11 protein-coding genes are annotated in these 12,261 nt (G+C 45.8%); all 11 read left to right on the forward strand.

Going from position 1 to position 12,261, the window contains the following annotated elements; all coding sequences use genetic code 11:
* The first annotated feature begins 141 nt into the window (after positions 1-141).
* Complete coding sequence (locus tag MHH52_RS11480; protein ID WP_340008687.1) at positions 142-2,013, forward strand: bifunctional homocysteine S-methyltransferase/methylenetetrahydrofolate reductase; 1,872 nt, start codon at positions 142-144, stop codon at positions 2,011-2,013.
* A gap of 38 nt (positions 2,014-2,051) precedes the next feature.
* On the forward strand, positions 2,052-2,945 hold the full coding sequence (locus MHH52_RS11485) for a YicC/YloC family endoribonuclease (RefSeq protein WP_340009596.1): 894 nt from the start codon (positions 2,052-2,054) through the stop codon (positions 2,943-2,945).
* Positions 2,946-2,993: 48 nt separating this feature from the next.
* Positions 2,994-3,254 carry a DUF370 domain-containing protein gene (locus MHH52_RS11490; RefSeq protein WP_006209218.1) on the forward strand — a complete coding sequence of 87 codons (261 nt, stop codon included), beginning with the start codon at positions 2,994-2,996 and terminating at the stop codon, positions 3,252-3,254.
* A gap of 19 nt (positions 3,255-3,273) precedes the next feature.
* Positions 3,274-3,843: a guanylate kinase gene (gene gmk / locus MHH52_RS11495; RefSeq protein ID WP_313641267.1), complete on the forward strand. Its 570-nt coding sequence runs from the start codon at positions 3,274-3,276 to the stop codon at positions 3,841-3,843.
* Positions 3,844-3,895: 52 nt separating this feature from the next.
* Positions 3,896-4,096, forward strand: a complete 201-nt coding sequence (gene rpoZ / locus MHH52_RS11500; RefSeq protein ID WP_313641268.1) for a DNA-directed RNA polymerase subunit omega — start codon at positions 3,896-3,898, stop codon at positions 4,094-4,096.
* 227 nt (positions 4,097-4,323) lie between these two features.
* Positions 4,324-5,559 (forward strand): bifunctional phosphopantothenoylcysteine decarboxylase/phosphopantothenate--cysteine ligase CoaBC, encoded by a 1,236-nt coding sequence (gene coaBC / locus MHH52_RS11505; protein WP_340008690.1) that lies wholly within the window; start codon positions 4,324-4,326, stop codon positions 5,557-5,559.
* Entirely contained in the window at positions 5,559-8,090 is a 2,532-nt protein-coding gene (gene priA, locus MHH52_RS11510; protein WP_313641270.1) for a primosomal protein N', read from the forward strand. The genes coaBC and priA overlap by 1 nt, the downstream gene beginning before the upstream one ends.
* 83 nt (positions 8,091-8,173) lie before the next feature.
* Entirely contained in the window at positions 8,174-8,659 is a 486-nt protein-coding gene (gene def, locus MHH52_RS11515; RefSeq protein WP_313641271.1) for a peptide deformylase, read from the forward strand.
* Positions 8,660-8,664: 5 nt separating this feature from the next.
* Complete coding sequence (fmt, locus tag MHH52_RS11520) at positions 8,665-9,600, forward strand: methionyl-tRNA formyltransferase (RefSeq protein WP_340008691.1); 936 nt, start codon at positions 8,665-8,667, stop codon at positions 9,598-9,600.
* Between the two features lie 137 nt (positions 9,601-9,737).
* Entirely contained in the window at positions 9,738-11,069 is a 1,332-nt protein-coding gene (rsmB, locus tag MHH52_RS11525; RefSeq protein WP_340009597.1) for a 16S rRNA (cytosine(967)-C(5))-methyltransferase RsmB, read from the forward strand.
* A 151-nt stretch (positions 11,070-11,220) separates the two neighbouring features.
* Entirely contained in the window at positions 11,221-12,261 is a 1,041-nt protein-coding gene (gene rlmN / locus MHH52_RS11530; RefSeq protein WP_340008692.1) for a 23S rRNA (adenine(2503)-C(2))-methyltransferase RlmN, read from the forward strand.

Below are 12,261 nucleotides of genomic sequence, written 5' to 3' on the forward strand. Positions count from 1 at the left end.
TTTTTATTTCTAATAGAAACGGTAGTCGTCTTTTATGGACGACTACCGTTTCTTCTTTTGAAAGCTTATCATCCATAGCGATTTATGTTACATTAGTATGAAACTAAAGTAGAAACTAATGTGTCAGGAGAGGATCTTGCAGTGAAGCCGGATTTACGTTCCGCATGGGGAAACAAAGTATTGGTCGGAGACGGAGCGATGGGTACCTACTTATATCAGAAGGGTTTCCCTGTCGGCATTTCCTACGAAGAATTAAATTTGACTTCTCCAGGAGTTATCGAAGATGTCCATCGCAGCTACATCGATGCAGGGGCAGTGCTGCTGGAAAGCAACACTTTCTCAGCGAATTTTGACAGGCTGTCCAAATATGGTTTGGAGTCCAAGGTTGAAGAAATTAATCGCGCCGGAGTAAGAATCGCTCGTAAAGCTGCTGGAGATAATGGATATGTATTAGGTGCTGTGGGCTCTATACGCGCCGGTAAGCGTGCAAATCTCTCTTCAACAGAGTTGAAGAAGTATTTTACACAACAGATTACAGCATTGTTAGAAGAAGAAGTAGACGGCATTATGCTAGAAACCTTCTACGATGTCGAGGAACTGCATCTTGCTCTAAAAACAGTACGTAAACATAGTACACTCCCAGTGATTTGCCAATTTGCTGTGGATGAATCGGCACGTACATTAGATGGGTTGACGCTGCCAGAGGCTTTTCGTATTTTGGAAGGTGACGGAGCAGATATCATCGGATTTAACTGTAATACAGGTCCAAATGGAATTAAGAGAGCACTAAAAGCTGTACAGGGTAACCTAGTTCTACCAACCTCAGTGTATCCCAATGCAGGTGTTGCGGATTATGTAGACGGAGAATATCGGTATGGGGCTTCACCGGAATATTTCGGACAGATGGCAGTGACTTTTGCAGAAATGGGTTGCAGAATTATCGGCGGCTGCTGTGGTACCACCCCGCAGCATATTGCTGAAATTTCTTCAGCGTTGAAAGGTTACGTACCACAGCCACTTCCAGAACCGACACTTCCGACAGTGGAGCGTGTATCGCTGCAAGAGCATTTTGGCGAAGATGAAGGAAGAGATGGCCGTGAACCGAACCTGGTTGATCTTGTAAAGGAACGGCACACGGTTATTGTTGAACTTGACCCGCCACGAGATTTGGATATCGCCAAGTTCATGCAGGGAGCAGAAGTGCTTCGAAGAGCAGGTGCAGATGCACTGACCTTGGCCGATAACTCACTGGCTGTTACACGGATGAGCAATATGGCTTTGGGCCATTTGGTGCACGCTAAAACTGGACTTCGTCCATTAGTGCATATTGCTTGTCGGGACCGTAACCTGATTGGTACTCAATCGCATTTGATGGGTTTTGACGCTCTTGGAATTGATCATGTGTTGGCCGTGACTGGAGATCCAGCGAAATTCGGAGATCTTCCTGGCTCAAGCTCGGTCTATGATTTAACCTCTTTTGAGATTATTAGAATGATTAAGCAGTTGAATGATGGTATTTCCTTCTCAGGTAAACCTTTGAAGCAGAAAGCAAATTTTGTAATCGGTGCCGCCTTTAATCCGAATGTTAAACATTTAGATAAGGCAGTACAGCGACTGGAGAAGAAAATCGCCTCTGGTGCAGATTATATTATGACCCAGCCTGTCTATGATCAGGAACTTATCGTGAAGATCGCTGAAGCAACAGCACATCTGGATATTCCCGTGTTTATTGGCGTGATGCCACTGGCTAGCGGACGTAATGCAGAGTTCCTGCATAATGAGGTTCCAGGCATCCAGCTTACGGATGAAGTCCGGAACCGCATGAAGGGACTTGAAGGGGAAGCTGGAAGAACTGAAGGCGTCGCCATCGCTAAGGAACTGCTAGATGTTGCTACAGCCCATTTCAATGGGATCTATCTGATGACACCATTCATGTTCTATGATATGAGCGCACAGCTGATGGAGTATGTATGGGAGAAATTAGGACGCAAATTGTCCCCCTTGTTTCGCTAGTAATAATCAATTACAATAGTGTAATGGATGTGATTCCGTTGTCATTTAGTATGACCGGATACGGTCAATCGTCCCTGCAATTCGGCGGCTACAAGATTATGTTCGAAGTGAAATCGGTGAATCACCGGTACTGCGAAGTTGTACTGCGGATGCCCCGGGATTGGACGGGTTATGAGGATGTGCTGAGAAGAAAGGTTCAGCAGCACGTCAAACGGGGAAGGATAGATGTTACCATCAATAGAGAGCACGATGAGACGTCTTCCGAGCCGGTTCTTAATCGATCTGTTGTCATGACTTATCTTAAGGCAGCAGATCAGCTTAAGAACGAGTATGGTTTGTCTGGTGAGTTGACTCTACGTGATATACTTTCTATACCCGGTATTATGGAAAGCAAAGATGAGGCTGCGGGTGCCGTGTCCGCGGCCTTAGAAGACTACTCTGAAATGTTAGAGACGGGACTTGAGCAGAGTTTGCAGTCTCTGCTAGAGATGCGCGCCCGTGAAGGCAGTTTTCTAGCCGCTGATCTTGAACAGCGGCTGAATCATCTGGAAACTATGCATGCTGAAATGGTTGAACTTGCACCTGTTGTAATCATTGAATATCGTGACAAGCTTCGTCATCGATTAAATGAGTTAAATGATGGGACGTTCGCTTTTGATGAGCATAAATTCGGGATGGAAATCGCTATTTTTGCTGATCGCTGTAATATTGATGAAGAGTTGACCCGGTTGTATAGTCATTTCGAACAATGTAGAACCCTCCTGAAGGGGAAAGGGCCGGTAGGACGCAAGCTGGATTTTCTCATTCAGGAGATGAATCGGGAGACGAATACAATCGGATCGAAATGCAATCATTTAACTCTCGTGGGTCTTGTGCTAGACATGAAAGCAGAGCTGGAGAAGATTCGTGAACAAGCGGCAAACATAGAGTAACCGGGAACAGGTAATAGCATAGAACTTTATGGGGGGAACTACCGGAACATGGCAATCAAACTTATCAACATTGGCTTTGGGAATATTGTGTCTGCCAATCGCATTATTTCCATCGTCAGTCCGGAATCTGCACCAATCAAACGTATTATCCAGGAGGCTCGAGATCGACATATGTTGATCGACGCCACCTATGGCCGACGGACTCGTGCCGTAATCATTACAGATAGTGATCATGTCATTCTGTCGGCTGTACAGCCGGAGACCGTGGCGCATCGCTTATCCAGTAAAGATGACGACAACGACGAATAACAACTAAATGGAGTGTATTATGTCAAAAGGATTGCTCATCATATTATCCGGACCTTCCGGCGTTGGAAAAGGTACTGTATGTACTGCGCTACGACCGAAGATGCCCGAACTTGTCTACTCAGTTTCTGCTACTACTCGCAGTCCGCGTGCGGGTGAGGAAGACGGTGTGAACTATTTTTTCAAAAGCAAAGAGGAGTTTGCGGCTATGATAGAAGCCGACCAACTGCTTGAATATGCGGAGTACGTAGGTAATTTTTACGGTACTCCATGTGATTTTGTAGAGAGAACTCTCAATAGCGGCAAAGACATTATTCTCGAAATTGAGGTTCAAGGAGCTCTCAAAGTTAAAGAGAAATTTCCTGAAGGTATTTTTGTGTTCCTTCTTCCACCTTCCATGGACGAGTTGAAGGATCGCATACGCGGACGGGGTACGGAACATCCAGATGTGATCGATCACCGCATGACTGTAGCGGAGGATGAGATTAGCCTAATGCAGCATTATGATTATGCTGTTGTGAATGATGAGATTGATCTGGCCTGTAAGAGAATAGAAAGCATTATTATCGCCGAACATTGTAAAGTCAGATAATTTATGCTGCAAGGCTGAATGTATTAACAGTAAACTATGAAGAGGTGTCCCTGTGCTATATCCATCAATTGATGAAATGATGACCAAGGTTGACAGTAAGTATTCGCTCGTTGTCGCAGCAGCACGTCGTGCTAGACAATTGCGTGAGGGTGGTAAGACTGATGTTAAGAGTCCTAGATCACACAAATTTGTCGGTGTTGCTCTTGAAGAAATTTACGAAGATCGCATTACTCTTACCCGCGGTGAAGAGTAGTCTCAAGCATATTTAGATATGACCTTTTGTAGAAACGGATACCGCCTATTTGTTATGGGCGATGCCGTTTCTTCTTGGGTTATGGAGCAATTATGGGTCTTTAATTTATGATGATAGCCCAGAGCCGGGCTGTTTATGACAACCGGAAGGTTGTTATTTTTTTCTCGAAATATAAGAAAGAACATATAAATCATTCGTTGTAAGAGTAGGGAATAAGGAGGGAGATCATGTTGAAGAGCTTGAAGGGGAAGACTATTTTACTTGGGATTACAGGAGGAATTGCCGCTTACAAAGCAGCGTCCCTGACCAGTAAGCTTGTCCAAAAAGGAGCCGAGGTTCATGTCATTATGACAGCTTCAGCGAAGCAGTTCATTACAGAATTGACTCTACAATCACTATCGAAGCAACGAGTATATAGCGATACTTTCCAGGAACGGGACCCATCCTCCATCTCCCATATTGATTTGGCTGATTCGGCAGATCTTGTGTTAGTAGCACCAGCAACTGCGAATATTATTGCCAAAATGGCGCATGGGATTGCGGATGACATGTTATCCACTACATTACTCGCTACTACTGCACCTATAATGGTTGCACCGGCTATGAATGTCCATATGTATCAGCATCCCGCTGTACTTAGTAATTTGGATATCCTCGCTAGTCGTGGTGTTCAGTTTATTGAGCCTGGGGAAGGTCTGCTGGCATGTGGTTATGTGGGTAAAGGTCGGTTGGAGGAACCAGAAGCCATTGTTAGTTGTGTAGAGAATTTCTTTGCATTACAACAAAGTGCCGCATCAGCACCGCTCAAAGGTAAGAAAATCGTTATCACAGCAGGAGGCACAGTAGAACGGATTGATCCGGTTCGTTATATCTCGAATGATTCCTCCGGTAAAATGGGCTTTGCGTTGGCACGTGCTGCACGGGCTATGGGAGCTGAAGTTACCTTGATTGCTGCGCGAACAGATGAAGCACCTCCGCAGGACCCGGATATTTCTATTATTCGTGTCCAATCTGCACAAGAGATGTATGAAGCGGTTACTGCGCTGTGGAACAGCTGCGACATCATGATCAAAGCTGCTGCTGTATCGGATTACCGACCTAAGCATAGTGAGCCTTCTAAGATTAAAAAAAGTGGAGATACGATGACACTTGAGCTAATCAAAACAACGGATATCCTGGAAACGCTCGGTAAGAACAAGGATAAGCAGTTCTTGATCGGCTTTGCTGCGGAGACGGGCAATACGGAATTTTATGCAAAGGACAAGCTGGTCCGAAAAAACTGCGATCTCATCGTTGCTAACAATGTAGCGGCTGCAGGAGCCGGATTTGGATCGGATACGAATATCGTTTCGATATATGATGTGAATGGATTGGTGCTTGAATTGCCGCAATTGTCGAAGGATGAGGTTGCTCGTCGTTTGCTGACAATCGCGGCAGAGCGAATTACTGGAGCTTCATTATAATGGATATCGCCAAGGTCATTGTGGATGTGCCTGTACGCAGCACTGACCGGCCATTTGATTATAGTATTCCAGAATCACTGAAGTTATGGATAGAAGTAGGTAGCCGAGTAGCAGTCCCGTTTGGACACCGTACGGTGCAAGGTTTTGTCGTTTCTCTGGAGTCAGGAGAAGCAGTCGTGAATCCTGGGCTGAAACCTATTCAAGAAGTGCTGGATTTGCTTCCACCTTTATCTCCTGAATTAGTTGAGCTAGCGGACTGGATGAGTAAAAGATATGCATGCAGACGAATTTCAGCTCTGCAGGCGATGCTGCCCACCGCTCTAAAGGGGAAGGCAGAACGACTGATTTCACTAGGAGATGTGGAAGAAGAGACAGCATTTCCTGATGATGAATTATTCCCTATGTTTGCTGATACAGGGAATGAGGAACGACTAATTACTGAATTTATTGGACGTAATGGCGAAGTTTCCATGAAGCAACTTACCCGTGCATTTCCGGAGGCTGCGGAGACGGTGAAGTTCATGCTGCGGCGTGGAGTGCTTGTAGAGAGCCAATCGATCAAAGATAAAATGGGCAAGAAGAAGCTGAAGGCGGTAGATCTTGCGATAGGTATTACGGCTGCGCGTGAAGCGTTGAGCAAATTCCCCAAAAAATCCGCGCGACAGAAGGAAGTACTAAGCTTTCTAATTGAAAGGGAAGCTACGCTCCCAATGGCGCTTAAGGAAGTCTTGTCAGCACTTCAAGTTACGGCAAGTACCGTGAAGGCTTTAGAGGAAAAAGGCTTTATCGAAATCAGTGAAATTGAAGTCTATCGTGACCCCTATCAAGGACGTGATTTTAAGCCTACTACGCCTCTGCCACTTACAGCAGAGCAAGAGATTGTTTACACTCGTATTTCACGAACGTTAGAAGAGCAGCTCCATGAAGTTTTTCTGTTACATGGCGTTACAGGAAGCGGTAAAACAGAAATCTATTTGCAATGTATCAAACGTTGTTTGGATCAGGGTAGACAGGCCGTAGTTCTCGTCCCAGAAATTGCATTAACGCCGCAGATGGTGGAGCGGTTCAAAGGGCGTTTCGGAACTGGTGTCGCAGTAATGCATAGCCGATTATCTGTTGGTGAGCGTTACGATGAGTGGCGCAAAATCCGTGAAGGAAAGGCTACGGTTGCCGTTGGCGCCCGATCAGCGGTGTTTGCGCCGTTCTCAAATCTAGGGTTAATTATTATGGATGAAGAGCATGAGACCTCATATAAGCAGGAGGAAAATCCGAAATATCATGCCCGTGATGCTGCGATTCGCAGAGCCGAACAGTGTGGGGCAGCCGTGATTTTAGGCTCTGCCACGCCTTCGTTAGAAAGCTATCATGCAGCCAGAGCGCAGAGTGATATTCATTTTTCACCAGTACTTCTAGAGATGCCTACTCGCGCGCTTGGCAACGAGCTGCCGAAGGTAAATGTAGTGGATATGCGGGAAGAGCTTAAAGAAGGTAACCGCTCCATGTTCAGTCGGAAACTTCATTCTGCGCTGACTGAAAGACTGGAACGTGGAGAACAGACGGTGCTATTGCTTAACCGTAGAGGTTTCTCTACGTTTGTCATGTGCCGGAGCTGTGGATATGTAGCAGGCTGTCCGGAATGTGATATCTCGCTAACGTATCATAGTCGTAGTGACAATCTACGTTGTCATTATTGTGGTCATGCAGAACCAGCACCTAAACTTTGTCCAGAGTGCGGGAGTGAGCATATCCGGTTCTTCGGAACGGGAACGCAGCGTGTGGAAGAAGAGCTTGGAAAGCTGTTCCCAGGCATACGGGTAATTCGTATGGATGTGGATACAACTACTGAAAAAGGATCGCATGAAAAGCTGCTGAATCAATTCAGAGACAAAAAAGCAGATGTTCTACTAGGCACTCAGATGGTAGCAAAAGGCTTGGATTTCCCTGACGTAACTCTTGTCGGCGTAATTACAGCAGATTCAGCGTTGAACCTGCCCGATTTTCGTGCAGCGGAGAAGACATTCCAATTGCTTACACAAGTTGCTGGAAGAGCAGGTAGGCATCAGCTTCCGGGTGAGGTAGTTGTTCAGTCCTATACACCGGAGCACTATTCTATTATTCATGCTAGCGGGCATGATTACCTCTCCTTTGTCCGTGAAGAGTTGAAGCATCGTAGGGGTTTGCATTATCCGCCTTATTGCAGATTAATACTCGTTACATTGTCCCATGAGCAGTTACCACTACTACTCCGGATGGCAGAGAATTACGCTATGAATCTGCAGGGGAAGGCCAGAAATCTAAGATGGTATGGGAGTCTAGATAAGCTAACCACCGATGTACTAGATCTGTTAGGTCCCGTAGCTTCTCCAATCCCTCGCTTGAAGGGTAGATATAGATTCCAGTGTATGATAAAATGGCGCGGCGCCATCGATGTGATAGGACTTGTTCGGCAAGTGGCTGAGGAGTTGGAGGATTCTGTACGGGATACAGGGCTCCAGATCAGTATTGATGTTGATCCGCAAATGTTGATGTAAATCGTTATCATGTTACAATGTAAAAAAGAGCTAGATCAATAAACTCTAAATATAGAGATGTACAGAACGGGAAGGTGTTTGTAATGGCGATACGTATGATCGTTAAGGAACCGGATGAAGTGTTGCACAAGATAGCTAAAGAAGTAACTGTAGTTACACCTAATGTGAAAAAATTGCTTGATGATATGGCTGATACAATGTATGACGCCGAAGGCGTAGGGCTGGCAGCGCCACAAGTTGGTATTTTGAAGCGCCTAATTGTGGTGGATGCGGATGAAGAGCACGGGCTGATCAAAATGATTAACCCGGAAATCATCAGTACAGAAGGCGAACAGCTAGGACCAGAAGGATGTCTAAGTATTCCCGGCTTGAATGGTGATGTACGCCGCGCGGAAACAGTAACTGTTCGTGGTCTTAACCGTGAGGGTAAAGAAATTACTATTACCGGCAGTGGTTTGCTTGCACGGGCTTTTCAACATGAGATTGACCATCTGAATGGAGTTCTGTTTACGGATATCGCCGAAAAGGTATACGAGATGACTGCTGAACGTAACGAGACTGAGGAGTGAAGGAAATGAAGATTGTATTCATGGGTACTCCAGCTTTTGCGGTGCCAAGCTTGCAAATGCTGATGGATGAAGGCTATGAAGTTGTAGCTGTCGTCACCCAGCCAGATCGTCCGCAGGGACGGAAAAAGATTTTGGCTCCTTCACCAGTTAAGGAAGCCGCATTATCTCTCGGGTTACCTGTGCTTCAGCCTGAACGGATGCGTAAACCTGAGGCTGTCGCAGAGTTAGCTGAATATGAGCCCGATTTGATTGTTACAGCTGCGTATGGCCAGATTTTGCCTAAAGCCGTACTGGATTTACCACGGAATGGTTGTGTGAATGTTCATGGTTCATTGCTTCCTAAATACCGGGGTGGCGCGCCAATTCAACGGAGTATCATTAATGGTGAGAAAGTAACTGGCGTTACTTTAATGTATATGGCTGAAGGACTGGATACTGGCGATATGATTTCGCGTGTCGAAGTGGCTATTGAGGATGAGGATACATCAGGTACTCTCTTTGAGAAGGTTAGCCTTGCTGGACGAGATCTACTGAAGTCTGAAATGCAGCGATTAGTAAGCGGACGGGTTCAAGCTACTCCGCAAGACGATAGTGAGGCAACTTATGCGCCTAACCTCAGTCGTGAGGATGAACGAATTGATTGGAACGCTGGTTCGCGTGATACTTATAATCGAATTCGTGGTCTAGTTCCTTTTTCCGGTGCATTCACGCTCTGGAATGGTGAAACCTTTAAAGTATGGGCTTCTAAACTGCCTGCTGAGCTGAAATCGAGCGACAATACACCAGGAACGGTGCTATCGGTAACTGAGCATGGTGTAGAAGTGAAAACTGGTGACGGAAGTCTGCTACTAACTACTGTTCAACCTGCTGGTAAGAAAGCGATGAGTGCTGCGGATTTTAGCCGTGGCGGTGTCATGAAGCCAGGGACGGTGCTAGGTTGAGCGCGGGCGGTAACGGTGCAGATCGATCGGCAGTAAGCCATAACTCTAGCAACAGAAATGGTAATAGTCCTAAAGCAGTTGGTAAAAAGGGTGGGACTGGAAATAAGGGTAAGGTTACCCCTGCTTCAGCTCGGGATATTGCACTTGATATTCTGGTTAAGGTCGAACAGCAAGGCGCTTATAGCAACTTATTGTTAAACAGCAGTCTGCAGAAGTCTGCACTTAGCAGGGAAGATGTCGGACTAGTCACAGAACTCGTCTATGGATCTATTTCGCGGATGAATACACTGGATTATGTACTCGAAGGATTTGTTAGCAAAGGAATAGCTAAACTACAGTCGTGGGTACGTAATTTACTGCGTTTAAGTTTATATCAAATTATGTATCTGGATCGTATACCGTCTCATGCAGCTGTAAACGAGGCTGTTAATATAGCTAAGAAAAAAGGCCATCAGGGAATCTCGGGTATGGTTAACGGTGTACTTCGCAGTGTGTTGCGCGCGGGAGATCTGCCGGTTATACCTGATGGATTAAGTCAGGCGCAGCGGATATCCATTCAATATTCCCATCCTTTGTGGTTAGTGGAGCGCTGGATTACTGAGTATGGTGTCGACACTGCGGAAGCTATCTGTGCTGCCAACAATGAGCCGCCAGCGGTCAGTGTCCGCGTGAATACAACGATGATTAGTCGTGAAGCTCTGCTGAGCCAGATGAAAGAGCAAGGTCTGCAAGCTTCTGCATCTGAAGTTAGTCCATATGGAATTGTTGTAAAAGGTGGCGGCAATCTGGCCCTCTCTTCCTGGTATCGGGATGGTTATTTATCCGTTCAGGATGAGAGCTCCATGCTTGTAGCTGAAGCGGTAGCACCGGAACCTGGAATGAGAGTGCTTGATTGCTGCGCCGCGCCTGGGGGCAAAACAGCCCATATGGGTGAGCTGATGAAAGACGAAGGGCATATTTTCGCTAACGATCTGCATCCACATAAAGCTAAACTAATTTCGGATCAATCTGCGCGGTTAGGTCTTGATTGTGTAGTGACAGGAAGTTCAGATGCGCTGGAGCTGGAACATACATTAGAGCATAATTCCTTCGATAGAATTCTTCTAGACGCTCCTTGCTCTGGGCTTGGCGTAATCCGCCGTAAGCCAGATCTCAAATGGCGTAAGCGGCCTGAGGATGTTACAAGCGTAGCGTCACTGCAGGGTCAACTACTGCAGTCAGTTTCTAAACTGTTGAAACCGGGTGGTATTCTGGTTTATAGTACCTGTACGACTGAACAAACAGAAAATAGCGAAGTAGTAGCTGCCTTTTTGAAGCAGAATCCTGACTTCACTTCTGTAACGTTTGCTTCCCCGTTGTGGGACAGAATGGAAGGTACCGCGCTGGCTGAAGGTGAGGGAATTCAGTTATTGCCACATCATTATGGCAGTGACGGGTTCTATATCTCACGGCTTCAGAGAGTCTTGTAATATAGCAAATTTACTGACAATTGTTGTGTTTTTCGCCCGCCGGGCTACCGTACGGCGGGCTATTTCTTTTACCGTCTCTGAAATTTGTGTTAAAATAGGAAGAATGAGAAATAATACGCATATCCTTATGAAAGAACAGGTGCTAATAATTATGAAACCTTTAATATATGATTTTTCTTTAGAAGAGTTACAACAGTGGGCGAAGGACAATGGTGAGCCTGCTTTTCGTGGTGGACAGATTTTTGATTGGTTGTATGTAAAACGTGTAAGTGACTTCGAAGCCATGAGCAATTTGTCTAAAGGACTTCGTCAGAAGCTGAACGAGCAATTCTCCATTGCAGCACTAACTGAGATTACTAAAATGGAATCGAAAGATGGAACTGTGAAATTCCTGTTTGGATTGCATGATGATCATGCTATCGAGACAGTTATCATGAAACATAATTATGGCAATAGCGTCTGTGTAACAACCCAAGTAGGGTGCCGGATCGGCTGTACTTTCTGCGCTTCTACGCTTGGCGGATTGAAACGGGATTTGACGGCGGGTGAAATTGTAGCTCAGGTAGTTCGCTCCCAACAGATCCTAGATGCGCGCGGCGAACGTGTCAGCAGCATTGTTATCATGGGTACTGGTGAGCCGTTTGAGAACTATGATGCAACGATGAGATTCCTTCGTCTGATGATTCATGAGAAAGGTTTGAATATTGGACAGCGGCATATTACCGTTTCTACCAGCGGTATTGTACCGAGCATTTATAAATTTGCAGAAGAAGATACACAGATTAATTTGGCAATTTCGATTCATGCACCTAACGACAAGCTGCGTTCGAAGCTAATGCCAGTTAACCGTCGCTTTCCGTTTGATGATGTAATTGAATCTTTACGTTATTATCAAGCTAAGACGGGTCGACGTGTCAGCTTTGAGTATGCTTTGATCGGTGGGGTGAATGATCAGCCGGAGCATGCTGAGGAATTAGCAGGTGTGCTTAAGAACATGCTGTGCCACGTCAATTTGATTCCAGTAAACCACGTGCCAGAGCGGAAATATGTACGTACTTCACGCAATGATATCTTTGAGTTTCAACGTATTTTGTCTGACAACGGCGTGAATGTTACCATTCGCCGTGAGCAGGGCCATGATATCGCGGCCGCATGCGGCCAGCTGCGTGCCAAACATATGGAGTTGGGGTGA

It is taken from the genome of Paenibacillus sp. FSL K6-0276 (assembly GCF_037977235.1).
Classification (GTDB): domain Bacteria; phylum Bacillota; class Bacilli; order Paenibacillales; family Paenibacillaceae; genus Paenibacillus_AQ.